A 16,327-nucleotide genomic window follows, 5' to 3' on the forward strand; every position below is an offset into this window, starting at 1 on the left:
GTGTGCCCTGGGCTGACCGAGGAACCGGCGGTCAGAGGACCGAGCGCGGCATATCCGGCTTCGGGTTGAACTTGACGCCCTCGATGACCTTGCGGAACAGCTTGGCCCGCAACGACCACGGCACCTTGCCGCCGCGCAGGCCCTGCTCGAGCCGCACGACGAACTTGAGGAACGCCACCGGGTTCTCGTGGTGCAGCCGGAACGACGCCTCGTTGCGCGCGCCGTACTCGAACTTCCACATGTTGGACGCGTTCACGTCACCGAAGTTGACGCCGCGGTTGACGCCGAGGTCGTGCACCACGACGCTGCGCAGCACCTGGACGCCGGGGCCCGCCTTGGTGACCCGCAGCGTGTACTCCTGGTCGTCGAACCAGATGAAGTACTCCTTGAGCGGCAGACCGAACCGGGTGAGCGCCCAGCGCGGGAACAGCACCGAGACGAACGAGCAGTGCGTGACCAGCACGTTCTCCTGCCCGCGCGCGATCAGCTTGCCCCAGTCCCAGGTGGTGCCCGGGTTGTTCATCTCGCAGATGCCGCCGTCGGTCCACTTGACCAGCGAGCACGCGTACGGGAGCTCCATGTCCATGGCCTTTTCGGCCTGGTGCAGGCCGTTGACCAGCTCCTCGAGCGCGTCCTCGTTGGCGTAGCAGTCGTCGTCCATGATCCAGACGAAGTCCGCGCCGAGCTCGTAGCCGCGCGCCATGCCGGCCGCGAAGCCGCCAGCGCCGCCGGTGTTCTCCGACAGTCGCAGGATCACGACGCTGTCGTTGGTCTCGTACTTGGCCAGCACCTCGTCGGTGCCGTCCGTGGAGGCGTTGTCGACCACGACCAGCCACTCGGGCCTGCGGGTCTGCGCCAACACGTGGTCAAGGACCTTGACGAGCTTGTCCTTGCGGTTGTAGGTGACGACGACGGCTGCGACGGTGCTCACGGAAGCCATCCTTGGTAGGTGTCTCGGATCCAGGTGCGGGCGTCGGGAAGCTTCGCGAACGCCTCGGCCTTCGCGGCCTGCTCGTCCAGCCAGGTCTTGCGCTGTGCCGGCGAGATCATCATGGTGCGGATCCGCTGGGCGGCCGTCTTGATGAACGGGTACGGGTGCCGGGAGCACAGCAGATCCTCGGCGATCAGCGAGGCCTGCGAGCCGACATCGGTCGAGACGACCGGGATGCCGGCCGCGGTGGCCTCGAAGGAGGTCAGCGTCAGCCCCTCGTTGTCCGAGGAGATGACCAGCGCGTCCGCGTCCGCCAGCGTGTCCGCGACCGGTCGCGCCGGGGTCCGCAGCTCGAGCACGTCGGACAGGCCGAGGCGGGCGATCAGGCCGTGCACCTCGCTGGACAGCTCGCCGTCGCCGTGCACGATGAACTTGACCGGGCCAGGCGCGGAGGACTTCAGCTCGGCGGCCAGCTGGAGGAACAGGTAGGGCCGCTTCTGCTGGGTGAACCGGCCGACGAACGCGACGGTGAACGGGCCGTCGTGATCCTTGCTGACCGGGCCGGACTGATCGATGCCGCCGGTGGTCAGGTTGGCCAGGGTGGCCAGCTTGACCCGCTCCGGCGCGAGGCCCTGCCGACCGATCAGGTAGTCGCGCAGCATCGGCGAGATGACGTGGTGCACGTCGATGACGTTGGTCATCCGCACCGAGATGTCCACGAAGCCGCCGGTGCGCCACTCCAGGATGTGCAGCGAGTCGATCACCGGGATCTCCGGCCGCACCGACTTGATCCACGGCAGGCGCTGCACCAGCCAGCTGCTGTGGTGCAGGTGGATGCCGCGCACGTCGTAGGCCGACAGCACGCCGTTGAGGAAGGCGGACTCCTGGTCGGGGCTGATCGGGTGGCTCAGCGGGACGACCACCGCGCCGTCCAGCTCCGGCCGCGTGATCCACGGGTGGGTGGACGGCCGGTCGACCACCACGATCGGCAGGAAACCGGCTTCCTTGGCCAGCTGGATCGTCTCCAGCGCGAACCGCTCCGCGCCGCCGAGCTCGAGCCAGTGCAGGCCGAACAGGATCGCCGGCGTGTCGCCGTGCGGGTTGGCCGAGGCGCCGCGGCTGATCCGGACCGGGGCTTTTCGGGGCACGTCGTGCCTGCGGTAGCGCCGCTCGGTCATGTCGGTGCGGTACTGCCGCAGCACGTCGAACTGGACCGGCGCGAAGAACCGAACGGACCGGCGGACCTTGCCGAGCACGCCGTTGAGCTGGTGGTAGGCCGAGGCGACCTCGGGCTCGCCGCCCAGGTCGACGGCCAGGTCCACGAGCTTGTCCTGGGAGCCGGCATCGGCGGTGGTGTGCACCGAGCTGCGGAACACCAGCGAGCCGACGACCTCGCGGTCGTCCTCCCATTCGATCCGACGCGTCTGATCGTCGGTCAGCGACGGCATGGTGCCTCGCGGGCCCCGCAGCACCGTGAGGCGGAAGGTCTGGCCAGGACCGGCCAGCGCGTGGAAGTTCGCGGCCCCGACCACGAGACGACGCTCCCGGTCGTCGAGGAGACCGTCGTTCTCCACCAGTCCGACGCAGCTCTCGTCGAGCACCTCGAACGGCATGGCTGATTTCACGTTCTCAGTATTGTCGGTCACAGCTCTCGAATGGGTAGAGGGCGCTCACCGCGCTGCGCGGCAGCCGATCGATCTAGATAGTACCCAGTCGCCTCGGCAGCCCGTCGGGGTGTCGGTCGACACACACCGGGCTCAGACGTTCATGGAGCGCGGAAGCAGCCTGCGCATGGTCTTCCTGGCCCGCTCTTCGACGAAGTTGAACAACAGGTGCGCGGAGAGCACGGCGAGCGCGATGGCGACCAAAACGATCAACCGATAGGCCAGGGACGTCGGCCGGTCGGCAATGTGCAGGTGATTGCCCAACACCCTGCGCATGGCGTCCAGGTAGAGCCAGTGCACCAGGTAGAGCGCGAAGGACACCTTGCCGCCCCAGACCAGCACCCTGGTGGCGAGCAGCCTGGTGAACAGGTCGCGCCTGCTGACCGCGAGGGAGCCGATCAGCAGCAGGAACAGCGGGACGACGACCACGGTCTCGATCGAGCCCCACATCAGGTGCCCGTAGATGCTCCAGTTCTGGTCGTAGCGCCACCGCTTGGCCGGGTCGATGGCCGGGATCAGGTACAGCAACGCGATGATCACCACGAACACCGTGGTCGGCCGAAGGAACCACGGCAGCCTGGCGTTCGTTCCGTGGCGCATCACCAGGATCGAGACGATCGCGCCGCCGGCGAACTCGGACAGCACGCGGAGCGGGACGATCCCCTCCACGATGTTGTCGTTGTTCCACAACAGGTCGCTGCCGTCCTGGAAGCCCATCCCGATGAACACCACCGGCAACACGGAGAACAGCGCGAGCAGCACGAGCCCCCGGCTGCTCACGTGCAGGCGCAGCTTGGCGAACAGCACGACGAACACGGTGAACGCCAGGTACGCCATCCACTCGGCGGACAGCGACCAGTCGATCGGATTCCAGTCGTGATGGGTGGTCGTCCACGCCTGCACGAGGAAGACGTGCGCAAGGAATCGCTCCGGGTTGAGCGCGGCCTGCATCCGTCCGTCATTGTTGTGCACGGTCAGAAACGCCAGATAGGCGGCCCACACCAGCATCATGAAGAACATCAGCGGCCAGATGCGAGAGAAACGCAGCCAGAGGAAGCCGACCATCTTCTTCCAGCTGTAGCCGTCGATCATCCGGTCGAGGTGCGTGTAGGTCAGGATGAATCCGCTGAGCACGAAGAACAGGTCGACGCCGAGGTAGCCCACGTTCATCAGCGGCACGAGCGGGTGCAGGAAACCGAAGCCCAGCAGCAGCTCTGGCCGGAAGTGGAACATCAGCACCCAGCTCGCGGCCAACGCGCGGACGCCGGTCAGCTGAAGGATGTGCGAGGCCGGTTTCGCCGGCTCGGCGGCGTGCGGCGTCGTCGTGCCCGGGGTGTCCGTGATCGGCACCTCCGGACCGGCCGGTCCGGCCGGGTCCGTCAGAGCCACCGCGGCGTTGCCATCGGTCGTGTTCATCTCAGTCCTCGAACCAGTCGATATCCGAACGTGCGCGGGCCGCCGAGACCATCGACTGGCTAGCCGAGATTCCGGACCGAGCGGTCGCGCCGGGCCGGGGTCCGGCACACCGTGCAGCAGGTTAACGTCCCCGCCCACGCCACGCGTACCCAGGAGGGTGACGGTCGTCGCAAGATGCACGCACCGTTACCCATACACTGACCGCCACCCCACAATCCGTACCCGGAACCATGAGGATCCTGTGCTATCAGCCGTCCTACTAGCTGCCGTGTACCTGGTCCTGTTGTACGGGCCGGGCATCGTGCTAGGCACGCTCCTTGGACTTCGCGGTCTCGTCACGGTCGCGGTCGCGCCTGCCGTCACCTACGGCGTGGTCGGCGCGGCCACACCGCTGCTCGGCAAGCTGGACATCAGGTGGAACCTCGGCACCGCAGCCGTGGTGTTCGCCATCACCGTCGTCCTGAGCTGGCTGGTCGGCCGCTTCGTCCGCCCGCTGCTCGACCGGTGGACCGGTCGCGGCGAGGTGCCTGACGAGGCGACCGACGAGGTCCCGGCCGACGAGGCACACCGCACGCGGAAGATCCTCGCCGTGCTGGTCGGCCTCGGCTTCGCGGCCGTCATCGGCGTGGTCGAGGTGCTGCGGGGCATGGGTTCCGAGGGCATCGACTCGGTGCACCAGGGCTGGGACCCCGCCTGGCACGCGAACTACACGCAGTGGATCACCGACACGGGCGACGCCTCGCCGTTGCGCGCCGGCGACTTCCAGAACTGGTCCTCGCACGCGCCGACCTACTACCCCTCCGCGATCCACGCCCTCGGTTCGCTGGTGCAGCAGGTCACCGGGCAGAACGCCGTTCGACTGATCAACATGGACATGCTGCTGATCACCGCAGTGCTTGTGCCGATCAGCGTGGCGGCCCTGACCTGGTACGTGTCCCGGCGCAACGCGCTGGCCACCTCGCTCGCGGCCGCGTTCTCCGCCAGCTTCTCGATCTTCCCGATCGACCAGATCTGGCGACCCGCGCTGCCCTTCGCCATCGGGCTCGCGCTGCTCGGCCCGGTCCTCGTCGTCCTGCTGACCGGCGTCACCCGACACCGGGGGCTGATCCCGGTGGCCGCGCTCGCGCTGGTCGGGATCGCCTCGGTGCACACCAGCGTCGCGTTCTGCGTCGCGTTCTTCTGCTTCTGGTGGTTCGTGGTCCGGGCGCTGAAACCCCGCCGCGAGCTGGTCGGGGAGTTCCTCGCGCTGGCCGCGCTCGGCGCGCTGGCCGCGGTCGCGCTGGCACCCCAGGTCAAGGGCATCCTGTCCCAGGCCGGTCGGGTCGCGACCTTCGACTGGAGCCAGGGCGTCAGCACGATCGAGGCGTCGAGGCAGGTCTTCGGCTTCGGCTTCGGCGACGACCAGCTCGCCAAGTTCGGCTTCCACACGGCCCAGACGACGCAGTACCTGCTCGCGGTCGTCGTCACCCTGTCCGCGCTGGTGGCGCTTCGACACCGCAGAACAGCCTGGCTGACCGTCACCTATCTGTTCTTCGCCCTGCTGTCGGTGCACGCGTCGGTGCCGCACTGGAAGATCATCGGACTGCTCAGCGCCCCCTGGTACAACGATCCGTGGCGCACCGCGGCCATCGCCTGCGTCGCGGCCACACCGCTCGTGGGCATCGGTCTGGCGTCGCTCGGCGGGCTGCTGCGGCTGCCGGGCACCGCGCGGCCGTACGTGGCGATCGGCGTCAGCCTGGTGATCTTCTTCGCCTCGGGATTCGGCTACGTCGACCAGAACGCGAAGCGGGTCGAACGGGGCTACCGGCCGGGCGTGCTCGACGCGCACGAGGTCGAGGCGATGCGCGAGCTGCCGAGGGTGACCGGCGGCAAGGGGCGCGTCCTGAACGACCCCTACGACGGTTCCGTGTGGATGTACGCGATCAGCAAGCAGCCCTCGGTGTTCACCCACTACGACGTCGGCGTGTTGAGCGACGACCAGTGGTACATGGTCAACATGCTCAACCAGTGGGACACCAATCCCGCCGTGCGGGCCGCCGCCAAGCGGCTCGGCGTCCGCTACCTGTATCTGGCCACCGACGAGATCTACGGGAGCCTCGCCCGGCCGAAGGGCTACCTCGGCATCGAGAAGGTGCCCGGCGTGAAGGTCGTGCTCGACACGGGCACCGCCAAGGTCTACCAGCTGCCCGATCTCGGCTGAGGTCCGTGCCGTGGGGCCCGGCACCGGTCGTGCACCGGTCCCGGGCCCCACGGCCGCCGGCCCGTCACGGTGGTGTGGGTCGGCTGCCCCTGCCGGCCCACACCACCAGCACCGCGCCCTGGCCAGCTGCCCCGTCCGGCCACGACCACGATCGGGTCGTCTGAAGGGTCCCGCCCCGCGTGCCACTAGACCAGTGGGGCCACTCGGTCGAGTGGGGACCGATCAACCAGCCAGCCCCGGCAGCACCTCGGCCGCCACCTGCTCCAACACGGACTCCCTGCCCGCGTACACGCCGTCGGCGCGCGGCCAGTGCGTCACCAGATCGGTGAAGCCCAGCTCGGTCGCGCGACCCACCATGTCGCGGAAGCACTCCACACTGGACAGCGAGAACACCGGGGACGAGTCCACGCTGATGTACTTGTCCAGCGTCGCCGGATCGCGGCCGGCCTCGGCCGCGGCCTTGTCGAACCGCTCCGACAGCTCGCCGACCCCGCGCCACCACTCGGCGTTGTCCTCGGTCTCCGGGCCGGTGGTCACCCAGCCGTTGCCGTACGTCGCCGCCACCCGCATCGCCTTCGGGCCGTTCGCGGCCACCAGGAACGGCAGCCTCGGGCGCTGCACACAGCCCGGCGCGCTGCGGGCCTCCTCCGCCGCGTAGTAGCTGCCCCGCCAGGTAGTCCTGTCCTGCCTGAGCAGCTTGTCCAGCAGCTCGACGAACTCGGTGAACCTGGCCGTCCGCTCCCTCGGCGCAAGCGGCTCGGCGCCCAGCACCACGGTGTCGTAGCCCGGGCCGCCCGCACCGACGCCGAGGGTGAACCGGCCGTCGGAGATGTCGTCGATGGTGAGCAGCTCGCGGGCGAAGGGCACCGGGTGCCGGAAGGCCGGGGACGCGACGAACGTGCCGAGCCGGATCCGCGAGGTCACCATCGCCGCCGCGGTCAGCGTCGGCAGCGCGCCGAACCACGGCCCGTCGACCAGCGTGCGCCAGCCGAGATGGTCGTAGGTCCACGCGTGCTGGAAGCCGTACTCCTCGGCGGCCCGCCACTTGGGCTCGGCAACCCACCACCGGTGTTCGGGCAAGATCACGATGCCAATACGCACCTTTGGACCCTAACGATCGTGCCCGGCAGGTCGACAGTGAGTGCGCTCACGACCGCCGTGTCCGACGTCGGGACAGGGCAGGATGGACAGAGTGGAAAGACCCGGCCTGGTGGCCTCCGACGTGGACGGAACCCTGATCACCCCGCTGGACCGGGTGACCGATCGCACCGCTGCGGTGCTCGGCAGGGTGATGGCGTCCGGAACACCGTTCGTGCTCGTCACGGGCCGGCCGCCGCGCTGGGTGCCGTCGGTGGCCGAGGCCGCTGGCACCGACGGGTACGCGGTCTGCGCGAACGGCGCGGTGCTCTACGACATCGGCGCGGACCGGGTGCTCTGGCAGCGCGGGCTCGCGCCGACGCTGCTCGCCGACCTGGCCCGCGAGCTGGACCTGGCGCTGCCGGGCTGCGCCGTGGCCACCGAGCGGGTCGGCACGTCCGCGCTGGACCACACAGTCCGCCAGTTCGTCGCCGAGACGGCCTACCACCACCCGTGGGGCGACGGCGACCACACCGAGGTGACCCGCGGCGAGGTGCTCGGGCACACCGCGGTGAAGCTCCTGGTGCGGCACGGCGAGATGACCAGCGCGGCGATGGCCGTCGCCGCCGAGGCGGTGTTCGGCGACGCCGTGGACGTCACCTTCTCCAGCAACTCCGGCCTGCTGGAGATCTCGGCGCGTGGGGTGACCAAGGCGACCGGGCTGGCCGAGGTCGCGCAGCGGGCCGGCGTCGACGCGGCCGAGGTCGTCGCGTTCGGGGACATGCCCAACGACGTGCCGATGCTGCGCTGGGCCGGCCACGGTGTGGCCATGGCCAACGCCCACCAGGCCGCGCTCGCGGTGGCCGACGAGGTCACCGCGCCGAACTCCGAGGACGGCGTCGCGCTGGTCCTGGAACGCTGGTTCTGACCGGCAGCTGAGCCGCTGCGGACCTGGTCCCTGCGGCATTGGGTGCCTCGGCGAGACCGGCCGGGCCCACCCGTGACCTGTGCGGGCCACGCGCCGCACCCATGACAGGATGGTTGGCGTGGCGAACCGCATCCACCCCACCGCGATCATCGGCGACGGCGTCGAACTCGGCGACGACAACGTCATCGGGCCGTACGCGGTCATCCTGGGGCCAACGACGATCGGACACGGCAACTGGATCGGCCCGCACGTGGTCATCGGCACGCCGCCGGAGAACCGGTCCACCCCCCACGTGGTCGGCTGGGAGGGCGAGCAGGGCGAGTTCGGCGTGCGGGTCGGCGACCGCAACCGGCTCCGCGAGCACGTCACCCTCCAGGGCGGCACGCACCGGCCGACCCAGGTCGGCAGCGACTGCTTCCTGCTGGTGCACAGCCACATCGGGCACGACGTGGTCCTCGGCGACCACGTGACGCTGGCCCCGGTGGTGCAGGTGGCCGGGCACAACGACGTCTGGTCCTACGCGAACCTCGGCATGAGCGCGGCGGTGCACCAGGGCGTGGCGATCGGGCCCGGCGCGATGGTCGGCATGTCCTCGGCCATCCGCAAGGTGGTCAAGCCCTTCTCCGTGACGGTCGGCAACCCGGCGAAGGCAGTGAGCGTCAACACGGTGGGTTTGTCCCGGCTCGGCTGTGATGATGAGACGGTGCAGGCCATGTTCGGGTACCTGGCCGGCAGGGAAGCGCTGCCGGACGGCCTGCCCACCGAGGTCGCCAGCCTGCTCAAGGCGTGGGACGACCGTCCGAAGACCAAGAAGTGACCGTGTCCCGAGCCCGGGAGATGAGTGCGATCAGCGAGACAGTCGACAACATCAAGAGCGCGGTGCGGGACGGACGTGTCCCCGCACCCGCCGACCTGGCGGCCCTGGCGGACAGCCGGGACGGCGCGCTGCTGCGGCAGGCCGGCCGGGCGCTGGCCAAGCTGACCGAGGCCGACGGCCTGCGGCCGGTGCGGGTCGGCCTGCTGGCCACCGCCACCCCTGGCCCGCTTGAGCAGCTGGTCAGGGCGACCGTGGTGGCTGGCGGCATGCTGCCCACGTTCACGGCGGCCGACTACGGCGCCTTCGACCTCACGCTGACCGACGCGGACAACCCGCTGTTCGGCGCCGAGCAGGACGTGGTGTTCTGCCTGCTGGACGACTCCTACTTCCTGCCGAAGGACTGGGGCGGCGCGGACGTCGACGCGCTGACCGAGTTCGTCACCGAGCGGGCCACCGCGCTGTGCGGGCTGCTCTCGGCGGTGGCCGAGCGCAACGGCACGACCCTGTTGCTGCACACCGTCCCCGCGCCGACCGAGGTGCTGGACACGATCGTCAGCTGGCGGCAGCGAGCGGCGTTCGCCAGGTGCTGGGCGAAGCTGAACGCGGCGCTGCTCGAACTGCCCGAGGCGAACCCGACGATCGCGGTCGCCGACTTCACCAGCGCGCTGGCCGAGGCCGCGGTGGCCGCCCGCGACGACCGGCTGCGCCGGTACGCCGACCTGCCCTACACCGACGACGCGCTGGTCCTGCTGGCCACCGAGGTCCGGCGGTTCCTCCAGGCGAAGTCGGGGCTGTCGCGCAAGGTGCTCGCGCTGGACCTGGACAACACGCTGTGGGGCGGCGTGCTCGGCGAGGTCGGCGCGGAGGGCGTCGAGCTCGGCGGCCTGTACCCGGGCAAGTGCTACAAGGAGCTCCAGCGGACCGCGCTCCGGCTGCGGGACCAGGGCGTCATCCTGGTGCTGGCCAGCAAGAACGACGCCGAGCACGTGGACGCGGCGCTGCGCGACCACCCGGAGATGCTGCTGCGTCCCGACGTCTTCTCGGCCACCGCGGTGAACTGGTCCCCCAAGGCCGGCAACCTGCGGCAGATGGCCGGCGAGCTGGACCTGTCGGTCGGCTCGTTCGTGTTCCTGGACGACTCGCAGTTCGAGCGCGGCCATGTCGCCGACGAGCTGCCCGAGGTCACCGTGCTGCCGGCCGACGGCGACCCGGCCTACCTCACGCGCACCCTGGTGCGCGGCGGCTGGTTCGACACCCTCGACCTGACCGAGACGGACAAGAAGCGTCCCGGCTTGTACAAGGTCCGCGCCGAGCGCAGCCAGTTCGCCGGCGGGTTCGGGTCCTCGGAGGACTACCTCGCCGCGCTGGACATCACGCTGTCCGTCGCGCGGGCGACCCCGTTCGAGGTCCCGCGCATCGCCCAGCTCGCCGCCCGCACCAACCAGTTCAACCTGACCGGCGTGCGGTTCAGCCAGAACGAGACCGCGCAGCTCGCCGAGGACCCCGCGCACCTGGTGTTCTCCTGGTCGGTCAAGGACCGGTTCGGCGACGAGGGCGTCGTCGGGGCGGCCTGGGTGGCCGCCGACGGCGACACCTGGCGGGCGCTGAACTTCGTAATGAGCTGCCGGGTGCTCGGCAGGGGCATCGAGCTTGGCGTGCTCGGCTGGCTGGCCAGGCAGGCCAAGGCCGCAGGCGCCAGCGCGCTCGAAGGACGGTTCGTGCCCTCCGCCCGCAACTCGGTCGCCGCGCAGCTGTGGTCCAAGGCTGGCTTCGACCTCACCGAAGAGGGAGCCGACGGCAAGATCTTCACCCTCCACCTGGACAATGTGGAGGATCTGGTGCCCGCCTGGGTACGCGTAGAGGAAAGGTAGACAGCTCCCGTGAGTGACACCCAGCAGGCCGTGGTCGCGGTCGTGGCGGACGTGCTCGACATGTCCGAGGATGACCTGCACCCCGACACCGAGTTCTCCTCGCTGGAGGACTGGGACAGCATGGCGGCCCTTGAGCTGCTCATGCAGTTGGAGTCCCAGCTCAAGGTGAAGCTGGACCTGCGCGAGTTCCACACCGTGCGCACCGTCGGGGAGCTCGCCGCCCTGGCCAAGCCGGGCAAGTGACGGCGGTACCGGCATGATCCTCGGCATCGACCATGTGGGGCTGCTGACCGACGACCTGCCCAAGGCCGGGACCTATCTCGCGGCCATGGGCCTGGACAAGGTCGAGGCCGGGGTCGCCGAGCAGTACGGCGTGGCCTGCGAGTTCTGGCAGCTCAGCCCCGATCCCGCCGCCTTCGCGATCGAGCTGGTCGCGCCGGTCCGCGAGGACGCGGTGGTCAGCAGCAGGCTGAAGCGCAACGGGCCCGGTCTGTACCACATCGCCCTCGAGGTCGACGACATCGTCGGCGAGCTGGAGCGGCTGCGCCAGTCCGGCTTCGTCCAGGTCGACCAGGAGCCCTGCGCGGGCGCGCGGGAAGGCATGCAGGTCGCCTTCATGTTCCTCGGCAAGCCGGTGGGCATGATGGTCGAGCTGGTCAAGTACGACGCGCCCCGACGTTCCGCCCAGGACACCTCTTCAGTGTCCTAAAGGGTCCCTTCAGGACACCTCCTAAAAGGGTCTCTTCAGGACACCCAACGTCCTGAAGAGACCCTTCATGACCTGACACTCAGGAGGGGTCGGCAGCCACTGCGACGCCGTCGACCCGCTTGCGGTGGAGCTGGGCGATCAGCCACGCCGCGCCGGCCGAGCTCAGGTCGGCCACGGTGAACATCAGCCGGGACACCACGACCAGCGCGGTCGCCTGACCCAGCGGCATCACGGTGGTCAGCGCCGCGGCGACCACGGCCTCACGGGCGCCGAGGCCGGACGGCAGGAAGAACGCGAACAGGCCGGCCGTCATCGCCACACCCATCGTGCCGACGCACAGCAGCAGCGAGCCGAGGCCCGGCGACCCGGCGGAGTGCGCCAGCAGCCACAGGTGCACGCCGAAGACCACGTAGACCAGCGCGGCGACGGCCGTCGCCTTGAAGATCGCGATGCCGTTGAGCGGGTGCGGCAGCGGCTGCTTGCCGATCAGCCGCAGCACGCGGGAGACCAGCCAGGTCAACGGCTTGGGGTGCAGGAAAACCAGGCCGACGGGCAGCAGCGCGAACAGCCACAGCAGCTCGCGGTTGCCGGTCAGGATCACCGGGAGCGCCAGCAGCGCGGTGATCATCGAGGCGACCACGCCGATCCCGGTGGCGATCAGGCCGGCCGTGAAGGTCCGCGCCCTGCTCACCCCGGCCTCCTTGGCCAGCTCCATGGACAGCAGCACCGCCCACACCGAGCCCGGGATGTACTTGCCGAGCTGGCCGACCAGGTAGAACTTGGACGAGTCGACGACCGACACGGGCGCGCCGAGGTCGGACAGCACGATCTTCCAGACGACCGGGCCGAGCCACACGCCGACGAGCACGGCCAGCATGGACAGCGTCACCGACTGCCAGGACAGCTTCAGCAGCGTCGCCGAGATGTCGTTCCACTGCCTGACGACCTGGTAGGTCGCGCCGGCCAGCACCACCAGCAGCAGGATCCGCCTCGCCCACGCGATCAGCGTTGCCCTGCGCGTGCGCGCCGGCTTGGCGGTCGCCGCCGCCGCATCGTCCGTGACGGACATGTCCTCCGCCTGCCCTCCGGCATTCAGGTCGTGCTCGACCGTCATCGAGTCTCCCGTGATCTTGACGGATGCGCCCGTCCGGACGCATGCCAGGCTGCGCGGGCCGCCCCACGCCACCTTCGTGCCGCGGCGGAATTCGGCGTTGAGATGGTAACGGTCGCTTCAACCCCGGCCGGGGGCGCGGGTCGCGGTGACTCCCACCGATCCACGCCACAGGGTCTCAGGCCAGGCCCACCAACGATCCAGGTAGCCTGTGGAACCGCGCCGGGGCGGAACCGCAAGGTGACTGTACCTGACGCGTCCGACCGTCTCCGGAAGCGAAAGACTGCTGCATGATCCCCATCACCGTTGTAGACGTTCGCGATGCAGAGCCCCTCGTCACCGAGGTGCTCAAGTCCGGTGCCATCGCTCAGGGCCCGATGGTCAAACGCCTCGAGGAGGCGTTCGCCAGCGTCGCGGGTGTGCCCCACGCCATCGCCGTCAACAACGGCACCACGGCGTTGGTCGCGTCCATCCAGGCGCTTGACCTCCAGCCCGGAGACGAGGTCGTCACCACGCCCTTCACCTTCGTCGCCACGCTGAACGCGATCCTGGAGGCCGGCGCGACGGCCCGGTTCGCCGACATCCGCGCCGACGACTTCTGCATCGACCCCGACGCGGTCGCCGCGCAGATCGGCCCGAGGACCAAGGTGCTGATGCCGGTGCACCTCTACGGGCAGATGGCCGACATGGGCCGCCTCGCCCCGCTGGCCAAGGAGCACGGCCTCGCCCTGGTCGAGGACGCCGCGCAGGCGGTTGGCGCGACCTTCGACGGCAGGCCGGCCGGCAGCTACGGCATCGGCTGCTTCTCGCTCTACGCGACGAAGAACGTCACCACCGCCGAGGGCGGCATGATCACCACCTCGGACGACGCGATCGCCGACTACCTGCGGGTGTCGCGCAACCAGGGCATGCGGGCGCGCTACCAGTACGAGATGGCCGGCCACAACTACCGGATGACCGACCTGCACGCCGCCGTCGGCATCCCGCAGCTGGAGAAGCTGGAGCAGCTCACCGAGGCGCGTCGGCGCAACGCCGAGACGCTGTCCAAGGGGCTGTCCGGCATCACCGGCCTCCAGGTGCCGGAGGTGCTGCCCGGCCGCACGCACGTGTGGCACCAGTACACGGTGCTGGTCACCGACGACGCCCCGGTCGACCGCGACGAGTTCGCCGCGAAGCTCACCGAGAAGGGCATCGGCAACGGGATCTACTACCCGAAGGTCGTCTTCGACTACGACTGCTATCGGGACAACCCGAACGTGATCGCCTCCGACGTGCCGGTCGCGACGAGGGTCGCGCGGCAGGCGCTGTCGCTGCCGGTGCACCCGAAGCTCACCGACGCCGAGCTGGACACCATCGTCAGCGCGGTTCGGGAGGTGCTGGGCGCATGACCGCTCGTCCCAAGATCGCGCTCATCGGCGCGGGCAACATGGGCTCACTGCACGCCCGCGTGCTGACCCAGTCGGACCGCTGCGACCTCACCGTCCTCGTCGAGCAGCGCGAGGACGTCGGCCAGGAGATCGCCAACCGCTACGGCACCACCTACGCGCCGTCGCTCGACGCGATCGCCGACGTGGACGCCGTGGTGATCGCCGCGGCGACGCAGGCGCACTACGACATCGCCAGGCAGGTCCTCGAACTCGGCAAGCCGATGCTCGTGGAGAAGCCGCTCGCGGCCACCTACGAGCAGTCGGTCGAGCTCGTGGCCGAGTCCGAGAAGCGCGGGCTGCCGCTGATGTGCGGCTTCGTCGAGCGGTTCAACCCGGCCGTGCTGACCGCGCGGCAGTTCGTCGGCGACGTCGTCCAGATCAACGCGATCCGGCACTCGCCGTTCGTGCCGAGGATCAAGACCGGCGTCGCGGGCGACCTCCTGATCCACGACGTCGACCTGGCCATCCAGTTCACCAGGCAGTCGCCTGCCGCGGTGAAGGGTTCGTTCGGCTACTTCCACGAGCCGTCCAGGCAGAACCGGTCCGAGGACAGCGCCGACGCGACGATGTCGTTCCCCGACGGCGCGCTGGCCACCATCTCCGCCAGCCGGATCAGCCAGCGCAAGGTGCGTCAGCTGTCCGTGTTGGAACTGGACCGGCTCATCGAGATCGACCTGCTCCGCAGGGACATCACGATCTACCGGCACGTCGCCGACTCGCCGGCCGCCGACGGCGTCGGCTACCGGCAGCAGACCGTGATCGAGCTGCCCACGATTCTCCAGAGCGCCGAGCCGCTCGCCGCCCAGCTCAACCACTTCCTCAACCTGCTCGAGCTCGGTGCGGGTTCGGACGAGGTGAAGGCCGAGCGGGCCGGGATCCTGCCCGCACACAAGGTGGTCAGGGACGCCACCCTGTCCGCCACCAACGGCCACTGACCGGACAACGAGAGCTGAGAGGACTTCCCGCGTGCGCATCGCAGTCGTCAACAACTTCTTCCCGCCCCGTGTGGGGGGCAGCGCCTACGTCTCGGACACGCTTGCCAGGCACTACGCCAAGCAGGGCCACGAGGTTCTGGTCATCACGGCGGCCTACAAGGGTGCGCTGCCGGTGGAGGAACGCGACGGCATCAAGATCGTCCGCATGGACTCCTGGACGCTGCCCGAGACCAGGATCTCGTTCAACTTCGACATCACCTTCGCGCTGCGCTGGGGCAACCGCAAGAAGGTGTTCCGGCTCCTGGACGACTTCCGTCCCGACGTGATCCACCAGCACGGGCAGTTCTTCGACCTGACCTGGCAGACCGGCCTGTGGGCACGCAGCAGGAAGGTGCCGACGCTGCTGACGCTGCACACCAGGTTGCAAAGCCCGATGAAGCCGGTGCACGCGGTGTTCCGCGTCATGGACGCCACGATCGTCCGGCCGATCTTGGCGTTCATCAAGCCCACCAAGGTCGTCGCCATCGACACGGTGTTCAACGAGTACATCAAGAAGCGCTACAAGCTCCGCGACGACCGGATCGAGAAGATCGCGGTCGGCGTCGAGCTGGACCGCTTCCACGACCTGGACCACGTGGCCGAGCGCGCGAAGCTGCGCGAGCGCTTCGAGATCGGCGACGGCCCGCTGATCGCCTCGCTCGGGCACGTCATCCCCGTGCGCGACCGGGTCAACCTCGTCGAGGCGCTGCCCGGCGTGCTGGCCAAGCACCCCGACACCAAGGTGCTGATCATCGGCGGCATGTACTACCACCGCTTCCTGGAGCGGGCCAAGGAGTTGGGGGTCGAGCACGCCCTCATCTGCACCGGCGCGCTGCCCAAGGCCGACATCCCTGGCATCCTGGCCGGCGCGGACATGGAGGTGCACGACCTCCAGGGCTTCGGCATCGGCATCGCCAGCCTGGAGGCCATGGCGGCCGGCCGGCCGACCGTGATGGCCGAGCGGCCCGACTACTTCCAGAACGCGGCGCTGCGGGACGGCGAGGACTCGCTGCTCGTGCGTCCCGGCGACCACGCCGCCCTCGCGGCCTCGATCAACCGGCTCATCGAGGACCCGACGCTGGCCAGCAAGGTCGGCGAGGCCGGCCGCAACTGGGTCTTCGACAACTTCGAGATGCCGGAGATCTGCGAGGCCAACCTCCAGGTGCTCAAGGGGCTTGCCGGTAAGAGCGGCAAGTAGCCCG

The 16,327-nt window shown here is 69.4% G+C and carries 14 protein-coding genes; 9 read left to right on the top strand and 5 right to left on the bottom strand.

Features of this window, described 5'->3' with window-relative positions:
• Positions 1 to 31: 31 nt before the first annotated feature.
• The 3 genes from F0L68_RS25400 to F0L68_RS25410 all read right to left on the bottom strand — a co-directional run bounded on the left by F0L68_RS25400 (position 32) and on the right by F0L68_RS25410 (position 4,011).
• Positions 32 to 931 carry a glycosyltransferase gene (locus F0L68_RS25400; protein ID WP_149852317.1) on the bottom strand — a complete coding sequence of 300 codons (900 nt, stop codon included), beginning with the start codon at positions 929 to 931 and terminating at the stop codon, positions 32 to 34.
• Entirely contained in the window at positions 928 to 2,556 is a 1,629-nt protein-coding gene (locus tag F0L68_RS25405) for a glycosyltransferase (RefSeq protein WP_223199124.1), read from the bottom strand. The genes F0L68_RS25400 and F0L68_RS25405 overlap by 4 nt, the downstream gene beginning before the upstream one ends.
• Before the next feature lie 132 nt (positions 2,557 to 2,688).
• The gene (locus tag F0L68_RS25410; RefSeq protein ID WP_149852318.1) at positions 2,689 to 4,011 is read right to left on the bottom strand and encodes an acyltransferase family protein; all 1,323 of its coding nucleotides are present in this window, start codon (positions 4,009 to 4,011) and stop codon (positions 2,689 to 2,691) included.
• Positions 4,012 to 4,279: 268 nt separating this feature from the next.
• On the opposite strand from F0L68_RS25410, the gene F0L68_RS25415 reads away from it, so the two are divergent.
• A complete protein-coding gene (locus F0L68_RS25415; protein WP_149852319.1) occupies positions 4,280 to 6,211 on the top strand; it encodes a DUF6541 family protein in 1,932 nt (643 codons plus the stop codon).
• A 222-nt stretch (positions 6,212 to 6,433) separates the two neighbouring features.
• On the opposite strand, the gene F0L68_RS25420 is transcribed toward F0L68_RS25415, so the two are convergent.
• Positions 6,434 to 7,312: an LLM class flavin-dependent oxidoreductase gene (locus F0L68_RS25420; RefSeq protein WP_149852320.1), complete on the bottom strand. Its 879-nt coding sequence runs from the start codon at positions 7,310 to 7,312 to the stop codon at positions 6,434 to 6,436.
• 91 nt (positions 7,313 to 7,403) lie between these two features.
• Here F0L68_RS25420 and F0L68_RS25425 point away from each other — a divergent pair, with 91 nt between their 5' ends.
• The 5 genes from F0L68_RS25425 to F0L68_RS25445 all read left to right on the top strand — a co-directional run bounded on the left by F0L68_RS25425 (position 7,404) and on the right by F0L68_RS25445 (position 11,613).
• Positions 7,404 to 8,216, top strand: a complete 813-nt coding sequence (locus F0L68_RS25425; protein ID WP_149852321.1) for an HAD family hydrolase — start codon at positions 7,404 to 7,406, stop codon at positions 8,214 to 8,216.
• Positions 8,217 to 8,334: 118 nt separating this feature from the next.
• Positions 8,335 to 9,033, top strand: a complete 699-nt coding sequence (locus F0L68_RS25430; RefSeq protein ID WP_149852322.1) for an LbetaH domain-containing protein — start codon at positions 8,335 to 8,337, stop codon at positions 9,031 to 9,033.
• A gap of 20 nt (positions 9,034 to 9,053) precedes the next feature.
• Positions 9,054 to 10,904, top strand: coding sequence for an HAD-IIIC family phosphatase (locus F0L68_RS25435; RefSeq protein ID WP_149852323.1), 1,851 nt, complete (start codon positions 9,054 to 9,056; stop codon positions 10,902 to 10,904).
• 9 nt (positions 10,905 to 10,913) lie between these two features.
• Complete coding sequence (locus F0L68_RS25440; RefSeq protein WP_149852324.1) at positions 10,914 to 11,147, top strand: acyl carrier protein; 234 nt, start codon at positions 10,914 to 10,916, stop codon at positions 11,145 to 11,147.
• Positions 11,148 to 11,160: 13 nt separating this feature from the next.
• Positions 11,161 to 11,613: a VOC family protein gene (locus F0L68_RS25445; protein ID WP_149852325.1), complete on the top strand. Its 453-nt coding sequence runs from the start codon at positions 11,161 to 11,163 to the stop codon at positions 11,611 to 11,613.
• Between the two features lie 79 nt (positions 11,614 to 11,692).
• Here F0L68_RS25445 and F0L68_RS25450 read toward each other — a convergent pair whose 3' ends face one another.
• Positions 11,693 to 12,727 (bottom strand): lysylphosphatidylglycerol synthase domain-containing protein, encoded by a 1,035-nt coding sequence (locus tag F0L68_RS25450; protein ID WP_149852326.1) that lies wholly within the window; start codon positions 12,725 to 12,727, stop codon positions 11,693 to 11,695.
• A 287-nt stretch (positions 12,728 to 13,014) separates the two neighbouring features.
• On the opposite strand from F0L68_RS25450, the gene F0L68_RS25455 reads away from it, so the two are divergent.
• From F0L68_RS25455 to F0L68_RS25465, 3 genes are read left to right on the top strand one after another with little or no spacing between them, the layout of a single operon-like run.
• Complete coding sequence (locus tag F0L68_RS25455; protein ID WP_149852327.1) at positions 13,015 to 14,112, top strand: DegT/DnrJ/EryC1/StrS family aminotransferase; 1,098 nt, start codon at positions 13,015 to 13,017, stop codon at positions 14,110 to 14,112.
• On the top strand, positions 14,109 to 15,086 hold the full coding sequence (locus F0L68_RS25460; protein WP_149852328.1) for a Gfo/Idh/MocA family protein: 978 nt from the start codon (positions 14,109 to 14,111) through the stop codon (positions 15,084 to 15,086). Before F0L68_RS25455 ends, F0L68_RS25460 begins: the two co-directional genes overlap by 4 nt.
• Positions 15,087 to 15,117: 31 nt before the next feature.
• The gene (locus F0L68_RS25465; RefSeq protein ID WP_149852329.1) at positions 15,118 to 16,323 is read left to right on the top strand and encodes a glycosyltransferase family 4 protein; all 1,206 of its coding nucleotides are present in this window, start codon (positions 15,118 to 15,120) and stop codon (positions 16,321 to 16,323) included.
• Positions 16,324 to 16,327: the final 4 nt, after the last annotated feature.

The organism is Solihabitans fulvus, assembly GCF_008386585.1.
Taxonomy (GTDB): domain Bacteria; phylum Actinomycetota; class Actinomycetes; order Mycobacteriales; family Pseudonocardiaceae; genus Solihabitans; species Solihabitans fulvus.

What these genes read in the sequence shown, in the direction of transcription:
- F0L68_RS25410 (WP_149852318.1), bottom strand. Translation starts at nt 4,011, where the DNA reads ATGAACACGACCGATGGCAACGCCGCGGTGGCTCTGACGGACCCGGCC.
- F0L68_RS25435 (WP_149852323.1), top strand. Translation starts at nt 9,054, where the DNA reads ATGAGTGCGATCAGCGAGACAGTCGACAACATCAAGAGCGCGGTGCGG.
- F0L68_RS25445 (WP_149852325.1), top strand. Translation starts at nt 11,161, where the DNA reads ATGATCCTCGGCATCGACCATGTGGGGCTGCTGACCGACGACCTGCCC.
- F0L68_RS25450 (WP_149852326.1), bottom strand. Translation starts at nt 12,727, where the DNA reads ATGACGGTCGAGCACGACCTGAATGCCGGAGGGCAGGCGGAGGACATG.
- F0L68_RS25455 (WP_149852327.1), top strand. Translation starts at nt 13,015, where the DNA reads ATGATCCCCATCACCGTTGTAGACGTTCGCGATGCAGAGCCCCTCGTC.
- F0L68_RS25460 (WP_149852328.1), top strand. Translation starts at nt 14,109, where the DNA reads ATGACCGCTCGTCCCAAGATCGCGCTCATCGGCGCGGGCAACATGGGC.